The sequence below is a fragment of the Pyxidicoccus sp. M6 genome, assembly GCF_055568925.1.
Genome location: NZ_CM145714.1, coordinates 4,296,719 through 4,313,969, shown reverse-complemented (window position 1 = coordinate 4,313,969; position 17,251 = coordinate 4,296,719). Strand labels below are relative to the sequence as shown.

The 17,251-nt window shown below is 70.0% G+C and carries 15 protein-coding genes; 10 read left to right on the top strand and 5 right to left on the bottom strand.

The features are described 5' to 3' along the window. Nucleotides 1-156 precede the first annotated feature (156 nt). Entirely contained in the window at nucleotides 157-1,725 is a 1,569-nt protein-coding gene (locus ACVTJA_RS17150) for a peptidylprolyl isomerase (RefSeq protein ID WP_465837453.1), read from the top strand. An 87-nt stretch (nucleotides 1,726-1,812) separates the two neighbouring features. Here the strand turns inward: ACVTJA_RS17150 and ACVTJA_RS17145 are convergent, their stop codons facing one another. Then, a complete protein-coding gene (locus tag ACVTJA_RS17145) occupies nucleotides 1,813-2,901 on the bottom strand; it encodes a GGDEF domain-containing protein (protein WP_465837452.1) in 1,089 nt (362 codons plus the stop codon). Between the two features lie 53 nt (nucleotides 2,902-2,954). Between ACVTJA_RS17145 and ACVTJA_RS17140 the strand changes: the two genes are divergently transcribed. Together ACVTJA_RS17140 and ACVTJA_RS17135 are read left to right on the top strand one after the other, a co-directional pair. After that, nucleotides 2,955-3,554: a Maf family protein gene (locus tag ACVTJA_RS17140; protein WP_465837451.1), complete on the top strand. Its 600-nt coding sequence runs from the start codon at nucleotides 2,955-2,957 to the stop codon at nucleotides 3,552-3,554. Continuing rightward, nucleotides 3,551-4,222, top strand: coding sequence for a YggS family pyridoxal phosphate-dependent enzyme (locus ACVTJA_RS17135; protein WP_465837450.1), 672 nt, complete (start codon nucleotides 3,551-3,553; stop codon nucleotides 4,220-4,222). Before ACVTJA_RS17140 ends, ACVTJA_RS17135 begins: the two co-directional genes overlap by 4 nt. A gap of 22 nt (nucleotides 4,223-4,244) precedes the next feature. Here ACVTJA_RS17135 and ACVTJA_RS17130 read toward each other — a convergent pair whose 3' ends face one another. Beyond that, complete coding sequence (locus ACVTJA_RS17130) at nucleotides 4,245-4,457, bottom strand: hypothetical protein (RefSeq protein WP_465837449.1); 213 nt, start codon at nucleotides 4,455-4,457, stop codon at nucleotides 4,245-4,247. Between the two features lie 316 nt (nucleotides 4,458-4,773). Between ACVTJA_RS17130 and ACVTJA_RS17125 the strand changes: the two genes are divergently transcribed. The 7 genes from ACVTJA_RS17125 to ACVTJA_RS17095 all read left to right on the top strand — a co-directional run bounded on the left by ACVTJA_RS17125 (nucleotide 4,774) and on the right by ACVTJA_RS17095 (nucleotide 12,681). Beyond that, nucleotides 4,774-5,580 carry a DUF3108 domain-containing protein gene (locus ACVTJA_RS17125; RefSeq protein WP_465837448.1) on the top strand — a complete coding sequence of 269 codons (807 nt, stop codon included), beginning with the start codon at nucleotides 4,774-4,776 and terminating at the stop codon, nucleotides 5,578-5,580. Nucleotides 5,581-5,608: 28 nt separating this feature from the next. Then, a complete protein-coding gene (locus ACVTJA_RS17120) occupies nucleotides 5,609-7,327 on the top strand; it encodes a DUF4091 domain-containing protein (protein ID WP_465837447.1) in 1,719 nt (572 codons plus the stop codon). Nucleotides 7,328-7,346: 19 nt separating this feature from the next. Next, nucleotides 7,347-8,246, top strand: coding sequence for a DUF3108 domain-containing protein (locus tag ACVTJA_RS17115; protein ID WP_465837446.1), 900 nt, complete (start codon nucleotides 7,347-7,349; stop codon nucleotides 8,244-8,246). Nucleotides 8,247-8,379: 133 nt separating this feature from the next. After that, on the top strand, nucleotides 8,380-9,741 hold the full coding sequence (locus ACVTJA_RS17110) for a hypothetical protein (RefSeq protein ID WP_465837445.1): 1,362 nt from the start codon (nucleotides 8,380-8,382) through the stop codon (nucleotides 9,739-9,741). Nucleotides 9,742-9,762: 21 nt separating this feature from the next. Further along, complete coding sequence (locus tag ACVTJA_RS17105) at nucleotides 9,763-10,863, top strand: imelysin family protein (protein ID WP_465837444.1); 1,101 nt, start codon at nucleotides 9,763-9,765, stop codon at nucleotides 10,861-10,863. Between the two features lie 40 nt (nucleotides 10,864-10,903). After that, entirely contained in the window at nucleotides 10,904-12,241 is a 1,338-nt protein-coding gene (locus ACVTJA_RS17100) for a di-heme oxidoreductase family protein (protein WP_465837443.1), read from the top strand. Between the two features lie 68 nt (nucleotides 12,242-12,309). Beyond that, nucleotides 12,310-12,681 (top strand): hypothetical protein, encoded by a 372-nt coding sequence (locus ACVTJA_RS17095; RefSeq protein ID WP_465837442.1) that lies wholly within the window; start codon nucleotides 12,310-12,312, stop codon nucleotides 12,679-12,681. Nucleotides 12,682-12,686: 5 nt separating this feature from the next. On the opposite strand, the gene ACVTJA_RS17090 is transcribed toward ACVTJA_RS17095, so the two are convergent. The 3 genes from ACVTJA_RS17090 to uvrC all read right to left on the bottom strand — a co-directional run bounded on the left by ACVTJA_RS17090 (nucleotide 12,687) and on the right by uvrC (nucleotide 17,235). Beyond that, complete coding sequence (locus ACVTJA_RS17090) at nucleotides 12,687-14,573, bottom strand: hypothetical protein (protein ID WP_465837441.1); 1,887 nt, start codon at nucleotides 14,571-14,573, stop codon at nucleotides 12,687-12,689. A 67-nt stretch (nucleotides 14,574-14,640) separates the two neighbouring features. Continuing rightward, a complete protein-coding gene (locus ACVTJA_RS17085) occupies nucleotides 14,641-15,159 on the bottom strand; it encodes a DUF507 family protein (RefSeq protein ID WP_163996900.1) in 519 nt (172 codons plus the stop codon). 135 nt (nucleotides 15,160-15,294) lie between these two features. After that, nucleotides 15,295-17,235, bottom strand: a complete 1,941-nt coding sequence (uvrC, locus tag ACVTJA_RS17080; protein ID WP_465837440.1) for an excinuclease ABC subunit UvrC — start codon at nucleotides 17,233-17,235, stop codon at nucleotides 15,295-15,297. Nucleotides 17,236-17,251 lie beyond the last annotated feature (16 nt).

Here is a 17,251-nt window from a genome sequence, read left to right as displayed (position 1 = left end):
TCGCTTGCATTTTCCGGTGCGTTGTCCTAGGCAGTCAAGGCCTTGCATGGGGGGCGGTCACAGCTTCACCACCCTCCGGCCGGGCTACCAACAACACCGCGTCGCGAGTCCTTCCGCACGGGTTTTCTCGGCGCGTTTGCCCTCGAAGTGACGACAATGGACGGTCTGAATCCCCGGAAGGTCTTCTCCCTGGTGTTCATCATCGGCATCGCGGTGGTGTTCACGCTGTCCTTCGGGCCGGGCAGCAGCGGCTTCGGCGGTACGGGCGGCACCACGACGGCGCCCGGCTCGGTGGCCACGGTAAATGGCAAGGAAATCCCCATGCGGGACTTCGCCACCGCCTGGGCCCGGCAGATGAACTTCCTGCGCTCGCAAGGCAGCCCCATCCCCGAGTCGCTCGCCCGCCAGTTCGGCATGCACACGCAGGTGCTCGACCGGTTGGTGAACACCGAGCTGCTCGCCCAGGCGGCCGAGCGCCACGGCATCACCGCCTCCGACGACGAGCTGCGCAAGCTCATCCATCAGAACCCCGACTTCCAGAAGGACGGCGTGTTCGACATGGAGCGCTACAAGCAGGTGCTGCGCGACTTCTACCGGAAGACGCCGCCGGACTTCGAGGGCGAGCTGCGCCGCCAGCTCTCCGCGCAGAAGATGATTGAGGTGGTGCGCGCCAGCGCCGTGGTGTCCGACGACGAGATTCGCGCGAAGTTCGAGAAGGAGGGCAACCAGGCCAAGGTCGTCTTCGCCCGCTTCCTGCCCACCATGTACGCAGACAAGGTGCCCGCACCCACGCCCGCCCAGCTCGCGGACTGGAAGAAGGCGCACGAGAAGGAAATCAAGGACTACTTCGAGGCGAACAGGTTCGTCTACCAGCAGCCCGAGCGCATCCACGCCCGGCAGATTCTGGTGAAGCTGGCCCCCGAGGCCACGGCCGAGCAGAAGGCCCAGGCGAAGGCGAAGGCCGAGGCGCTGCGCAAGGAGCTCGAGGGCGGCAAGGACTTCGCCGCGGTGGCGAAGGAGAGCAGCGAGGACCCGGGCAGCAAGGCGCGCGGTGGAGACCTCGGCTGGGTGGAGCGTGGCAGCTGGGAGCCGTCGCTGGCGGACGCGGCCTTCGCGCTGAAGGCGGGCGAGGTGACGCAGCCGGTGGAGACGAAGTTCGGCGTGCACCTGGTGAAGGTGGAGGAGAAGCAGGCGGCCCAGGACAAGAAGCTCGAGGACGTGCAGGACGAGATTGCCACCACGCTCTACAAGCAGGAGCGCGCGAAGCAGCAGGCCCGCGACGAGGCGCAGAAGGCGCTGGCCTCCGTGCAGGGTGGCAAGACGCTGAAGGAGCTCTTCCCGCCGGAGAAGGAGCAGCCGGCCCTGCTGCGCTTCGAGACGGAGACGCGTCCGGAGGCGGTGGAGACGGACAGCTTCACCGCCGAGGGTGAGGCGGTGCCGCACCTGGGCCCCGCGCCCGAGCTGGTGAAGGCCGTGTTCGCGGTCAACGGCCCGCAGGCGCTCGGTCAGGTCTACCCGGTGGGCGAGGGCTTCGTGGTGGCGCAGGTGGTGGAGCGCCAGAAGCCGGACGCCGCCGGCTTCGAGAAGCGCAAGGACGAGCTCCGCGCCCAGGCCACGCAGGCCAAGCAGATTGAAGTCACGGAGTCCTTCCTCAAGGCCCTGAAGAAGACGGGCACCGTGGTGACGAACACCGAGGCCATCGACCAGGTGGTGGGCGCGGGGTAGTCCCGAGTCCGCTTCACGTCGAAGCAGCATGAGGGCCGGTCGGAGGGTGCTTCCCTCCCCGGCCCTCTGCTTTTTCCCAGGACTCCTTCAGCGCGCGGGGAAGTCCGAGGAGCCGCTGTCCGGCGTGGTGGGCACGGCGATGCTGACGCCGTCCCGGCCTCGGGCCTTGGCCGCGTACATGGCGAAGTCCGCGGCGCGGATGAGGTCCAGCGCGGACATGGCGTGGTCCGGGAAGGTGGCCACGCCGACGCTGGCGGTGAGGCGCGCGTCCAGGCCGTGCTCCTGGAGGAAGGCGCGCCCGCGGAAGGCCTCGCAGATGCGCTGGCCGATGATGGCCGCGCCGTCCAAATCCGTCTCCACCAGCAGCACGGCGAACTCGTCGCCGCCGTAGCGGAAGACGGCGTCCAGGTTCTGCCGGCCCAGGGCGATGAGCATGTCGCCCACCTCCTTCAGGGCGGCGCTGCCCATCAGGTGGCCGTGGCTGTCGTTGATGCTCTTGAAGTGGTCCAGGTCCAGGAAGACGAGCGACAGCGGATGCCGGAAACGCGCGGCGCGCTTCACCTCGTGGTCCAGCAGCGCGCGCAGGTGCCGGGCGTTGTAGCAGCCGGTGTGCTCATCGGTAATCGTCAGCTCCTGCACCCGGCGGAAGTTGCGCGCGTTCTCAATGGCAATCGCCGCGTAGTCGGCGATGGCGGTGAGGGTGGTGAGGTCCTCGTTGCCGAAGGGCGGGTCCGAGGGGCCATTGACGAGCTCAATCACACCCAGCACCCGGCCGCGCGCGAGCAGCGGCACGGCGAGGATGGAGCGGGTGTGGAAGGCGGAGGCCTTGTCGAAGCGGGGAGCGAAGCTCGGGTCTCCCCCCACGTCATGGACGAGGCGGGCGACGCCAGAGGAGAAGACGGCGCCGGCGATGCCCTCGCCGGGGTTGAGCTGGAGGCCCTTGAGGACCTCGGCGCCGTCGCCCACGGCGATTTCGAAGTACAGCTTCCCGGTGCGCTCGTCCTGGAGGATGAGGGACCAGTTGCGAGGCAACAGCAGGCTGCTGACCTTCTGCATGACGAGCCCGAGCACCTCGCGCAGCTCGAGCGTGGAGGTCAGCGCCTTGGCCATCTCGTTGAAGGCGGCAAGCTGCTCCACCGTCCGCTTCATGGCCGACAGGAGGTCTGCGGGCTTCATCCGTAGAGTCCACTCCGGGGCGCAAGTCTGGTAAGGCCGCCCCGAGCCGTAACATGCACACGAACGCGGAGCAAACGTTGCTAGTCCTGGCTTCGGCCTCCCCCCGGCGCAGGGAGTTGCTGTCACAACTGGGCCTCACTTTCACCGTGTCGGCGGCGGACATCGACGAAACCCCCCGTCCCGGGGAGGCCCCCGAGGCCTACGTGCTGCGCCTGGCGCGCGAGAAGGCGGGCGCGGTGGCCGCCCGCCACCCCGGTGCGTGGGTGCTGGCCGCTGACACCACCGTGGTGCTGGGGCCGGAGCTGCTGGGCAAGCCCCGTGACGTGGAGGAGGCGAAGGCCATGCTCACCCGCCTGTCCGGGCGCACCCACGAGGTGCACACCGGCGTGGCGCTGGCGGGCCGGCACGCGGAAGCGCTCGTGGTGCGCACCCGCGTCACCTTCCGCGGCCTCACGCCGGGGGAGATTGCCTGGTACGCGGGCACCGGCGAGCCCCTGGACAAGGCGGGCGCCTACGCCGTGCAGGGCAAGGGGGGCTTCCTCGTGGCGGCGGTGGACGGCAGCCCCACCAACGTCATCGGCCTGCCGCTGGGCGAGACGCTGGCACTGCTGGAGCGCGCCGGGGTGTCGCTGCCGTGGAGGGCGGCGTCATGAGCGGCAGCGTGGCGGAGAACCTCGCGGCGGTGCGCGAGCGCGTGGCGAAGGCCTGCGCGCGCGCCGGGCGGCCGGTGGAGTCGGTGACGCTGGTGGCGGTGTCCAAGCTGAAGCCCGCGGCGCTCATCCGCGAGGCGTACGCGGCCGGGCAGCGCGACTTCGGGGAGAACTACGCGCAGGAGCTGCGGGACAAGGCCGCGGAGCTGGCGGACCTGACGGATTTGCGCTGGCACGCCATCGGTCCGCTGCAGACGAACAAGGTGAAGTACGTGGCGCGCGTGGCCCACGCCTTCCAGGCGTTGGACAGGCTGGAGGTGGCGCGCGAGCTGTCGAAGCGCCGCGAGGGCACACCTCCCCTGCCCTGCTACGTGGAGGTCAACGTGGGCGGTGAGGCCACCAAGAGCGGCCTCGAGCCTGAAGCGCTGGGCACGTTCCTCGCGGAGGCACGCGCCCTGCCGAACCTGCAACTGGTGGGGCTGATGTCGCTGCCGCCGCCCACGGACGACGAGGCGAAGGCGCGCGGCTACTTCCAGGCGCTGCGCGAGCTGGCCCGGACGCACGGGCTGCCCGGCCTGTCCATGGGCACCACGCACGACTTCGAGCTGGCCATCTCCGAGGGGGCCAGCATGGTCCGCGTGGGCACCGCCATCTTCGGCGAGCGGGCGTGAGGCCTGGGCGCGGCCTTCCGCCTCACAGCTCCTTGAACTTCACCCTGCCCTCGGCATTGATGGTGACGCGGTACTCGGTGCCGCAGTAGTTGCAGCGCACCTCGTCCCCGTCTCCGAAGGGCTCGTGCACAGGGTTGTTCGCGTTGCAGTCCGGACAGTCGAACTCCTTGCGCTTGCCCCCGCCGGACGCCTTTGCGTCCTTGTCGTCATCGTCGAAATCGTAGTCGTTGGCCATGGTGCCTCCTGGCGCGTGGCGCCGCCTCGGGCGCGGACGGGGCCGAAGGCTAGCAGAGCGCTGTCTCCGGGTGGACATCCTGGGTCGCATGGAGGGCAGCCGGGCTCGGGCAGCCAGGGAGGCGCCGGGTGGGCCATGCATGCGAGAGTGTGTCCCCCGTGACGCTTCCGCCGGCCCCCGGTGGAGGGAGCGAGCACCCGTTGAATGCCTGGCCTCCAGGCACGTCAGTGGAAATGCGGCGCGGCGGGGACGGTTGGGGGCGGGCCTGGCGGAAAGCGACCAGGCTACTTAACTTCCTAGCGAGGGAGCTCACTCGATGCGTGCGCAGTCCAGGTGGGGGTTCGCGGCGATGCTGGCGGGCCTGGTGTGGTCGGCAACGGCCACGGCCCAGGAATCTTCCGCCAATCCGGCCTTCGGCCCCGGTGAGCAGGCGCAGTATCGGGTGAAGTACCTCGGCGTGACGGCGGGCACCGCGCAGGTGACGGTGGGCGCGCCCATGAAGCAGTTCGGCGAGGAGGTGTGGCCCATCATCGCCCTGGCGAAGTCGCAGGACGTCATCGGCGTGTGGCCCATCAAGGACAAGTTCGTCTCGTACTGGCAGGCCGCCGGTCAGCGCGTGCTGGGCAGTGATTTGCACGCGGACGAGAACGGCAAGCGCCGCCGCCAGCGCATCAAGATGCAGCCGGATGGCAAGGGCGCCCTCGTGGTGAAGCAGAAGGAGGGCGAGCCGCCGCGCGAGTCCACGCGCGAGCTGGAGCAGGGCACGCTGGACGTGACGGGCGCCACCTTCGCGCTGCGCAACCGCGAGCTGGTGGTGGGCCAGGACTACGCCTTCCCCGTCTTCACGGGCAGCAAGACGTTCACCATGCGCGCGAAGGTGGAAGCGCGAGAGATGCTGAACACGGAGCTGGGACCGAAGGAGGTCTTCAAGCTGCGCGTGGCGGCGGAGTTCGGCGGCAGCCTGACGTCGAAGCGGGACATGTTCGTGTACCTCACCACGGACCCCAACCACGTGCCGGTGCGCGTGGAGGCGGACTTCGCGCTGGGGACGATGGTGGCGGAAATCACCGACTACAAGCCGGGCCGCATCATGGAGCTGGCCCGGGCCGGGAACGACGGGTAGCCACCCGCGGGAGCGGCGAAGGGGGCGGATGGGCGGGGCAAGGGCGTGGGGTGTCATCGCGGCGCTGGCCGCGACTCCGACAGTGGCGGCGGACTCCGCCACCTCAGGGGCACGGGTCGTCTCCCCCCTGGTGAAGGTGCGTCCGGGTGAAGCGGTGCAGGGGCGCCGCGACGCCCGGCTCAGCGTGGCCCGCGGCGAGTGCGAGGCCACGCAGGTGGTGCTGCCCTCGCACGTGGCGCGCCCGAAGGTGGCGGCGCTGTCGCTCTCGGGGCCTGGCGCCGCGTTGAAGGCCTCCGTGTGGCGCGAAGTCTTCGTGGACGTGAAGACGCCGTCCAACGGAGAGGGCCGGCAGGGCCCGTGGCCGGACGCGCTGGTGCCCGTGGAGGCGCCAATACAAGCGGACGACGCGAGCCTCCCCACCGTCCTCTTCGTGGAGGTGTGCGCGCCGGAGAAGCAGGCCCCGGGCACCTATAAGGGCGAGCTGCGCGTGAAGACGGAGGGCGCGTCTGCCGCGCCGGTGCCCTTCACGGTGGAGGTGCAGCCCTTCGCGCTGCCGGCGACGTCCTCGCTGCCCAACAGCTTCGGCGTGTCGCTGTACAGCATCGCCCGGGGGCACGGCCTGTCGCCGGAGTCCACCGAGGCGCAGGCGCTGCTGCGCGAGTACGGCCGCGCCCTCCTGGAGCACCGGGTGAGCGCGCACGGCATGAGCATGTCGCCGCCGCCGGTGCGCTTCGAGAACGGCAGGCCGGTGGTGGACTGGCGCGCGTACGACGCGGAAATGGGGCCCTTCCTCGACGGCAGCCTGCTGCCCTCGGGCGCGCGCTTCACCACCGCCGAGGTGCGCGACAACAAGCAGGCCAGCACGGACGCGGAGAAGGCCGCGTACTACCGCGCCTTCGTCGAGCACTTCCGCAAGAAGGGCTGGCCGGCGCAGCTCTTCTTCTACGCCAAGGACGAGCCGAAGCCGGAGGACGTGCCGCTGGTGCAGGCGCAGGCGAAGCGCGTGCGCGCGGCCGGGGGCATCCCGGTGCTCGTCACCAGCCCGCTGGATGACGCGCTGCGAGGCTCGGCGGACATCCTCACGCCCACGCTCAACTGCTTCTACCCGCGCCCCGGCCCGCAGACGTGCCGCAACGTGTTGACGGCCCGCACGCTGCGCGGCCGCCTGCCGAAGAGCGCGAGGGTGTGGTGGTACCAGAGCTGCAACTCGCACGGCTGCAACGGCGGCCCGCCCGAGGACGCGGCGGTGGACGCCGTCTACAGCGGCTGGGCTTCCTACATGGTGGACCACCCCGCCCCGCTCAACCGCGCCATGGGCGTGCTGGCCTTCTCGTCCGGCGTGGACGGCGAGCTCTATTTCGACACCGTGTTCGCCTACAACACGAAGAAGGACCCGTGGACGGACGTCTTCGAGTTCGGCGGCAACGGCGACGGCACCCTCTTCTATCCGGGCACTCCGGCCCGCCTGGGTACGTCCGGCCACCATCCTGTCATCAGTTTGCGTCTCAAGCAGATCCGCGACGGGCTGGAGGACCATGAATACCTCCGGCTGCTGACGGAGCTGGGAGATGGCGCCTTCGCGCAGGCGGCCGCGCGGAGGCTGGCCCCCTCGGGTTGGGACATCACCCGGGATGCGGGAGAATGGGAAGCTGTCCGCCAGGAAGTCACGGCCCGGCTGCGGAAGCTGTGGGCCCGTTCCGAATATGCGAAGCGCCCGGGCCGTCAGACGCCCGACAGCACCCCGTAGTCCCTGTGGAAGGAAAAGGATGAGCTCCATGCGCACCCTCCTCGCGGCCTGGCTGACGTTGACCACCGCCACCGCCTGGGCCCAGCTCCCGGACGCGGAGGCCGACAAGCCCGAGGCCGAGAAGGCCGAACAGGCGGAGAAGGACAAGCAGCCCCTCACCGTCGCCCCGTGCGCGCACGCGCTGCCCGCGCTGCGCACGCCCATGGCCTTCATGCCCGGCGAGGTGCTCGAGTTCGATTTGGACGCCATGGGCGCCCAGGCCGGGAAGATGGTGATGCGCGTCCAGAAGCAGAAGGACGGGCACCTGCCGGTGGAGGTGGAGGCGCAGACCAACTCCTTCTTCTCCAAGGTGCGGCGCGTGAAGGGCAGCGCCACCACGTACCTGCACCCGCGCACGCTGCGCCCCAAGCGCTACGTGGAGGACACCACGGAGAACGAGCAGCGCCGCAAGGTGGAGGTCGCCTTCGGCGCGAAGGACCGCTCGGTGAAGGTGGACTACCAGATTGGGAAGCGCCCCAAGGGCCAGTTCAACTACACCTATGACAAGGACGGCCTCGACGTGGCCGGCTCCATCTACCTGCTGCGCCAGCTGCCGCTGCAGGAGAACCTCCAGGTGTGCTTCGACGTCTACGGCGTGCGCCGACTGTGGCGCATGCAGGGCGCGGTGGTGAAGCGCGAGCAGGTGACGACGCCGCTGGGCCAGTTCAACGCCTGGCACATGCAGGGCATGGCCATCCGCCTGGACAGGCCCTCGCAGAAGCGCGAGGTGCACGTGTGGATTTCCGACGACGCCCGCCGCCTGCCCCTGGCCGCCGTGGGCACGCTGGACCTGGGCGCCGTGCGCGCCACCCTCACCTCCGTCGCCCGCCCCGGCGAGAAGCGCCAGGAGGCCGGCGGCGAGGAGGACATGAAGTGGTGAGAGGCTGACGCACGACCACGACTGACGTCCGCCCTCGGAGCCAGGGATGCTGCATCCCTGGCTTCTTCTTTTCCTGCGAATTGAAAGTGGTTTGCAATATCAAAATCATGGGCGTACGGTGCTCGCCGCTCCGATGACTGCCCGTACACCTCGTCCGCTGTCGCTGCTGCTGTCCGCGTCCCTCCTCCTCTGCGCCGCGCCCGCCTGGGCCGACGAAGATGAACCCCAGAAGGAGCGCGAGCACGAGGAGCACGAAGAAGACGAGGACGAGGAGAAGCGCCCCAAGCTGGACTTCGAGCTGGGCGGCTACGGCGACCTGCAGTTCGCGTACTTCAACTACGGTGAGAACCAGAACCGGGCGCGCGGCTCGCAGCGCGACTCGCGGCTGGCGTTCGACACCACGCGCCTGGTGCTGTCGATGGAGGCGGGCCTCGAGGAGTACGGGCTGGAGGCCGAGGCGGAGGTGGAGTTCGAGCACGCCGGCACCGGCGCCGCGCTGGAATTGGAGTACGAGGAGTTCGGCGAGTACGAGCAGGAGGTGGACAAGGGCGGCGAGGTGCTCATCGAGGAGCTGTACCTCTCCAAGAAGCTGGGCCGCCACGCGGCGGTCACCGTGGGCCGCTTCTACGTCGCGGTGGGCACGCTGTTCGAGTACTACCGCCCCACGGACTACCTGGGCACGGTGCGGGACGAGGCGGAGACGCTCATCATCCCCAACACCTGGGACGAGATGGGCCTGCAGGTCCAGTGGAAGGCGCCCTGGGGCCTGCGGCTCATCGGGCAGGTGGTCAACGGGCTGGACTCCACGGGCTTCAGCTCACAGCAGTGGGTGGTGGGCGGGCACCAGCGCCGCTTCGAGGTGGCGCGCGCCTCGGACCTGGCCTTCGTCGGCCGCGCGGACGTCGTCCGCTACGACGGCTTCACCTTCGGCACGTCCGGCTACTACGGCAACACCACGCGCAACCGCCCCAAGCCGGACCTCGTCCAGCAGTGCGAGAACGGGAATGAAAACGTGGTGGCGCCGTGCGGCTACGTGTCCGCGCCGGTGGTCATCCTCGACGCGCACCTGTCCGTGCGGAAGGGCCCGTGGCGCGCGAAGGCGCTGGTGATGTGGGGCCACCTGAGCAACGCGGAGCAGGTGTCCCAGCGCAACGCGCGCTTGTCCAACCTGCTCGGCGTGCTGCGCACGCCCGTGTCCGACAACGCGCTCGCCGCCTGGGGTGAGCTGGGCTTCGACGTGGCGCGGCCGCTGCACCTGGGTGACGCGCACCAGCTCTTCCCCTTCGTCCGAGTGGACTACGCGGACACCGAGTTCAAGCCGCGCGCGGAGCTCTTCGACAACCCGCGCTTCCGCCGCACCATCTACACGGTGGGCACGTCGTACACGCTCGAGGGCGTGGCGTTCGCGAAGCTCGACTTCAGCCACCGCCGCCTCGGTGCCGTCACCTTCCGGCCGGAGAACACGCTGCGCGTGTCCACCGGCTTCTCCTACTGACCCCCGCAAGGAATCAATCCCATGCCTTCTTTCCCCCGCACCCTTCGTTTCGCGCTGACGTCCGTGCTCGCGTCCGGCGCGCTGTTCCTCAGTGCCTGTGGCGACGACGAGGTGTGCTGCACCGCACCTGAAACCGACCTGAAGCAGGAGCTCGTGGTCAACTTCGCGGACACGGTGGTGGTGCCCACGTACCAGAAGCTGGCCACGCGGCTGTCGGAGCTGGACGCGGCGGCGCGCGCGCTGCAGGCGGCCCCCACCGCGGAGAAGCTGGCGGCGGCGAAGACCGCATGGTTCGCCGCGCGCGTGCCGTGGGAGCAGAGCGAGGCGTTCCTCTTCGGGCCGGTGGACAGCTACGGGTTTGACCCGGCGCTGGACAGCTGGCCGGTGAACCGGACGGACCTGGACGCGGTGCTGGCCAGCAACGACACGCTCACCGCCGAGTACGTGCGCAACCTGCAGGAGACGCAGAAGGGCTTCCACACGGTGGAGTACCTGCTCTTCGGCGAGGGCGGCACCAAGACGGCGAACGAGTTCACCGCGCGCCAGTTCGAGTACCTCACCGCGATTACCAACGAGCTGAAGTCCGTGAGCACGTCGCTGGCGGCCGCGTGGACGCAGTCCGTCGACGGCCGGCCGCCGTACCGCGACACGCTGGCCACCGCCGGCCAGTCCGGCAACACGGCCTACCCGTCCCTGCAGGCGGCGGCGCAGGAGATGGTGGGCGGCATCATCAACATCCTCGACGAGGTGGCGAACGGGAAGATTGCCGACCCGTACGACGCGAAGGACCCGAACCTGGTGGAGAGCCAGTTCGCGTACAACTCGCTGAGCGACTTCACCAACAACCTGCGCAGCGTGGAGAACGTGTACTTCGGCCGCACGGCCGACGGGGCGGCGAAGGGTCAGACGCTGCGCGACGTGGTGGGCGCGGGCAAGGACATCGACGCGCGCATCGGCGAAGAGCTGAAGGTGGCCATCGACGCGCTCGCGAAGATTCCCGAGCCCTTCCGCGACTCCATCAGCGACCCGGGCTCGGCGGACGAAATCGAGGCCGCGCAGGCCGCCATCCGCAAGCTGCACGACACCTTCCAGACCCAGGTGCTGCCGCTGGTGACTCGCTGAGCGCAGGCAGCTCGGTTCGTCTCAAAAGGGGGAAATAGCCATGCGACGTGCGTTGATGTTGGGAGCGCTGCTGTTGTGGACCACGGGCTGCGGAGAGGAGGCGCCCGGGGCGCCAGCCGAGCCGCCGCGTGCGGGAGGCGCGACGACCATCGATGACCGCACGTCGCTGGCCTTCGCCCAGCCCGCGCCCAACCTGTCGCCCGAGGACGCGGAGCGACACCGGATGGGCGACGCGGCCTTCGAGGCGGTGTTCGTGCCCGGCCCCGCGCCCGTCAACCCGGGGCTGGGGCCCGTCTACAACAACACCTCCTGCAATGGCTGCCACCTGCGCAACGGGCGCGGCATGCCGGTGATGGGCACGGGCCCACAGCGCACGCAGTTGCTCGTGCGCGTGAGCCTGCCGGACGGCACGCCGGACCACCCCCGTGGCGCGGTGCCGGTGCCGGGCTTCGGCTTCCAGGTGCAGGACCAGTCCAACTACGGCGTGCAGCCGGAGGCCTCCGTCGCGCTGGAGTGGGTGGAGACGCAGGGGCGCTACGCGGATGGCACGGCGTATTCGCTGCGCTCGCCCCGGGTGAGCATCACTCCGAAGAACGGCGCGGTGCTGCCCGAGCGACTGCTGACGTCGCTGCGGTTGCCTCCGCCGGTGTTTGGACTGGGGCTGCTGGAGGCGGTGGACGTGTCCACGCTCCAGGCGCTCGCGGACCCGGATGATGGGAACGGGGACGGCGTCTCCGGACGGCTGAACGAGGTCTGGGACGTGGCGGCCCGTGCGCTGGCGCCGGGGCGCTTCGGCTGGAAGGCGAACAGCCCGCACCTCACGCAGCAGTCCGCGGAGGCGTACGTCAACGACATGGGCGTGACGAATCCCCTCTTCCCCGAGCAGGACGGCACGCACGAAATCACGCGCGACACGCTGGAGGCGGCGGTGTTCTACGCGCAGTCGCTGGGTGTGCCGGCGCGCACGGCGCTGAGCGACCTCGAGGTGGTGCGCGGAGAGGGGCTCTTCAAGTCGCTGGGCTGCGAGCAGTGCCACCGCGAGACGCTGGAGACCGGCGCGCACGCGGTGGCGGAAGTGGTGCGGCAGCGCATCCATCCGTACACGGACCTGCTGCTCCACGACATGGGCCCGGAGCTCGCTGACGGGCGTCCGGACGGCGCGGCCACGGGCAGCGAGTGGCGCACGCCCGCGCTGTGGGGTCTGGGGCTGACGCAGACGGTGCTGCCGTACGCGGCCTTCCTGCATGACGGCCGGGCCCGCACGCTGGAGGAGGCCATCCTCTGGCACGGCGGTGAAGCGGAGGCCTCGCGCGAGGGCTTCCGCGGGCTGTCCGCGTCGGACCGCGCGGCGTTGGTAGAGTTCCTCCACTCGCTCTGACAGACTCGCGGGCGGGGCATGCCGGCCGGGAAATTGACGGGGTGCTACCGGCCTGTAGCGTCATGGCCATGCCCCCTCCGGCCCTTGCCATCGCCGCTTCCGCGCAACCGCGCCGCGCCGACCCGGTCCACGTGGCCATGGAGCGCCTGGCCCACTCGCTCCCGGCCCGCACGGACGCGCGGGTGCTGGTGGACCTGCTGGAGGATGACCTGCGCGAAGGGCTCGACGCGCTCGGCGACGTGGGGGCCCACTTCACCGGCTTGCTGGACACGCTGCGCACCGAGGAACTGTCACCGGTGACGCTGCTGGAGGCCGGCGAGGACCTGCGCGTCCTCCAGCAACTGGACTACCTGCAAGACGTCATCGTCCAGGTGCGCAAGCGCCTGTCGCAAGCCGCCGCCCTGCAGCGCCAGGGCTACGTGCCCACGCGACTGCGCTGAGCCCGTCAGATACTGGGCGGAACCGCCGTACCGCCGGGCGAGGTCACCGGCGTCGCGGGTGCCGAGCCCGCGGGTGCCGCGGGGCCCGCCGTCGTGGTGCTCGTGCCCGGCGTCACGTTCGCTGGTGCGGGCGTCGCCGGAAGCGGTGTGGCCGGCGCGGCCGTGAGCGGCGCGGGCGTGCCCAGCAGCGGTGCCGCCTGACCCGCCGTCAGCGGCGCCGGTGAGCCCAGCAGCGCGGACGGCGGCGTCGCCGTGTCCGAGTTCAGCGGTGGCGGCGTCGCCAGGACGCCCGTGCTCGACTGCGACGTCCCGAGGAACTGGTCGAACGTGCCCGCCGTCAGGCCCTGCACGGTGAAGAGGCCCAGCGAGGCCACGCCCCCCGTCGGCGTGGAGAACGCACTCGTCGCCGGCCCGAAGCCCGACGGCGTCCCCGGCGGCGCAGTCCCCGGCACCACGGCGCCCTCCACCGCCAGCTGCGAGCCCGGCGCGGGTGTGCCCGGCAGGGAGCCCGAGATGTTCACCGGTGGATTCGGCGCGCCCGTGACGGGGAACGTGCCGCTCGTCACATCCGGCGTCACCGGCAGCCCCGGCACCTCGGCCCCCGGCAGCGCGGCCACCGTGGAGCCCGGCGGCGTCACCAGCGCTCCGCCCGCCACGCCCGCCACCGACGGCTGTCCCGTGCCGCCCAGGGCCCCGGAGCCCTCCGCGGCCGCCGACGTCGTCGCCGTCACCGGCCCGCCCACCACGCCCGTGTCCGCGTCCGGCAGCGCCGCCCCCGTGGGCGTCGTCCCGCCGCCCGCGACGTTCGCCCCCAGGGCCGACCCCGTCTCCCCCGTGCCGCTGATGGTTTCAGCCCCGAGTCCGCCGGAGGCCACCTCGCCGGTGCCGGTGGTCGTCCCCGCGCCCCCCGTGCCCGCCCCCCCGGTGCCCGTCGTCGCGCCACCCACGGTGACGATTCCGCCCCCCTGCGTGGCCACGATGTCCCGCCCGCCGCCCGCCACGCCGACGCCGGTCTGCGCCCCGGGCGTCGTCTCCGGCGTGCCTCCGGGCGCCGTGGCGAACGTCGTCCCCGCCGTGCCCACGGTGACTGTCACCGGCGGCGGTGTCGTCTGCGTCCCGAACAGCGTCGTGGGCGGCGTCGGCGTCAGCAGGCGGTAGTCCACCGGCGGGTTCCCCGTAACCTCCACCACGGCGCGGTACGGCACCGACGCACCGTCGAGGGCGATGGACACGTCCTCGAACACGAACTGCACGAAGCCGCGAGGCTCCGCCGCCGGCAGGTTCCACGCCACCACCACCAGCTCCGTGTCGCCGGGGCGCGCCTGCCGAATCAGCCGGTGCGTGTCGTCATCCGCCCACGCGCCCGAGGACAGCGCCGCCGCGTGCACGAAGGCCCGGTCCGTGAGGAGCTGCCCGTTGCGCCACACGCTGCCCACGCCCCACAGCGCGGCCGCCGCGTGCGTGCGCGTCATCGCCGTCCAGCCCAGCCCGCTGTCGCCGTACATCGGCACGTCCAGCAGCACGCCGCCGCCAATCGCGTGCGGAGGCGGCCGGGGAAGCGGGCCCGAGCCCGCCTGCCCCGACACCTGCGGCGGCGGGAAACCGGGGCGCGTCAGCTCCACCCGGTACTCCACCCCGCCCAGTCTGAATGTGGCGGAGAGCTGCCCCAGGTCGCCGTACGTGGCGCGTGGCAGGGACACCCGGTCCTCCACCGACAGCGAGGCGCTGCCCGTGCCGCTCTCGGCCAGGTCGGTGAAGGGCAGTGGGCCGTGGATGAAGAAGCCGTCCGGCCGCTCGGTCCTCGCGCTGGCCTCCCGGCCCTCGAACGTGAACCCGCCTGGCGCCGCGGCCAGGAAGCCAGACAACAGAAGCGTGGTGAAGGGTCCCGCCATCGACGCTGCCTCCTTGTCTCACAAGGTAGGCAGCGGAGCGGGGAACGGCAGTCCCCTCTCCGGAAGGCTAGATGAGACCCCGGGCGCGGCGGATCTGCTCCACCGTCTTGTTGTACTCGATGTCGAAGGCGCTCGTGCCCTCCTGCAGGTGCTTCAGGCGGGAGCGGGCCTCCTTGTCGATTTCGTCGTCCACGTCCAGGTGCCGCTTCATCACCGCGAAGATCTTCTGACGCAGCACGTTGTCCGCGGCGTACACCTCCTCGACGTTCCGGCTGATGAGGAGGAACTCAATCATCTGGTTGATGACGTACTCGATGCCCTCGTCGCCCATCTTGAAGCCGCGGACGTCGGCCATCTCGCGCTTCACCTGGTTGAACTTCGAGTAGTCATATCCGCGACGCTCCAGCGCCTCTCGCGTCGCCTGGTTCACACGCTCCTCGTTGGCAAGGTACTCGCGCATGATGGCGGACAGGTCCATCTCGGCGTCAGCCACGCGCATCGGCTCCACCTCGATGTCCCCATCCTGCATGAGCTGCTGAATTCCCTCGCGCGAGATGATCGGGATCACCTTCGGATACAGCCTCATGTCGGTCCCTCACCCTCTAAAAACGTGCTCGGATCGTGAACCGCTATAAATCAGCGCCGAGCCCAGTCGCAATGAAAAACCCCGGGAACTTCGCGGTTTCAGCGCACTGCCCCCACGGTCTGCAGCGGAAATTAATCACGCCGCTCCGGGTGGCGACCCTCCCTGCGATTTTTCGTTCACCGGCTCGCTCGCGTCGTCCAGGGACGCCTGACGTACGGGGTCCTCCGCGTCCTCCTCGGGGTGCCCGTGAAGGCCGGCGTGGACCCGCTCGGCCACCGCCGGGCCCACCACCTCCGCCAGCTCCTCGATGGTGGCCTCCGACACCCGCTTGAGCGAACCGAAGTGCCGCAGCAACATCTTCCGCCGCGCCTCGCCCACCCCGGGAATGTCCTCCAGGGCCGAGCGAACCCGACTCTTGCGCAGCACCTGCTTCTGGAAGGTGATGGCGAAGCGGTGCGCCTCGTCCCGCATCCGCGTGAGCATGAACATCTCCGCGGAGTTCTGTTGAAGGACGATGGGGTCCTTCCGCCCCACCACGAAGACGCGCTCCGGGCTCCTCGCGCTCTCTTCATCCCGGTCGAAGACTTCCAAATCACGGCTCTTGGCGAGGCCCACCACGTCCACCGTGTCCACGCCCAGGTCCTTCATGGCCGCGTGCGCGCTGGCGAGCTGTCCCTTGCCGCCGTCGATGACGAGCAAATCAGGCAGGTCATTGTCCTCCAGCCCGCGCTTGAGCCGGCGCGTCACGACCTCGTACATGCTGGCGAAGTCGTCCTGCTTCTCCAGCGTCTTGATTTTGTACTTCCGGTAGCGCGACTTGTCGGCCTCGCCGTCCGTCACCGCCACCTGCGAGGCGACGATGGCCGAGCCCTGGAAGTGCGAGATGTCGAAGCACTCCATGCGGCGCGGGAAGTTGCGCAGGCCCAGCCGCTGCTGGAGGCGCGACAGCACGTTGTCCGTCTCGTCCTTGGTGCGGCGGCGTTCCACGAAGGCCTGCTCGGCGTTCTTCGCGGCCATCAGCACCAGGTCGTGCTTCTCGCCGCGCTTGGGTACCGCAATCCGCACGCGCTCGCCCTTGCGCTCGGAGAGCAGTGCCTCCAGGCCGTCCGTCCCGTCGTCGGGCTCCAGCGGCAGCAGCACCTCCTCCGGCACGAAGCTGCCCTGGTCGTAGTAGAGGTTGACGAAGGACGACAGCAGCTCCGCGTCGGGGAACTCCTGGCTGCCGAAGGGGAAGGCCTGCCCACCGTTGAGGCGGCCCTGCCGCACCCAGAGGACGTAGAACAGGATGCGGTCCCCCTCGCGGTGGAGGGCGAAGACGTCCTGGTCCTTGAAGTCCGTGGTGGCCACCTTCTGCCGCTCCAGGCTCCGTTCGATGGCATTGAGCTGATCTCTCAGCCGCGCGGCCTCCTCGAACTTCAATTCCTGGGACGCGCGCTTCATGCGCAGACGCAGGCCCTCCACCAGTTCGTTGGCCTTGCCCTCCAGGAACATCCCCACCTCGTCCACGCTGCGGCGGTACTCGTCCTCGGGGACGGGGTGGACGCACGGCGCGGGACAGCGGCCAATCTGATACAGCAGACAGGGCCGCTTGCGATTGGCCAGCACGTGGTCCGTGCAGGTGCGCAGGTGGAAGTAGCGGTTGATGATGCGCAGCGTCTCGCGGATGGCGCCCGCGCTGGAGTACGGGCCGAAGTAGCGCGCGCCGTCGCGCTCGTACTTCCGCACCACCTCCAGGCGCGGATAGGCCTGCGTCCGGTCCAGTCTCAAGGAGATGAACTGCTTGTCATCCTTGAGCAGGACGTTGAAGCGAGGCTTGTGCTTCTTGATGAGCTCGTTTTCGAGAAGCAGCGCTTCCTTCTCGTTGTGGACGAGCACCGTCTCCAGGTCGCCGAGGAGCTGATCCAACAGCGACACGAAGACGCGCGTGTCCCCGGTGCGCGTGAAGTACGAGCGCACGCGGTTGCGCAGGTTGACGGCCTTGCCGACGTAGATGATCTGCCCCCGGCGGTCCTTCATCAGGTACACGCCGGGCTCGGTGGGCAGTGCGTCCAGCTTCTCCTGGAGCTTCGCGTCCATACTCGTGCCGTCTCCT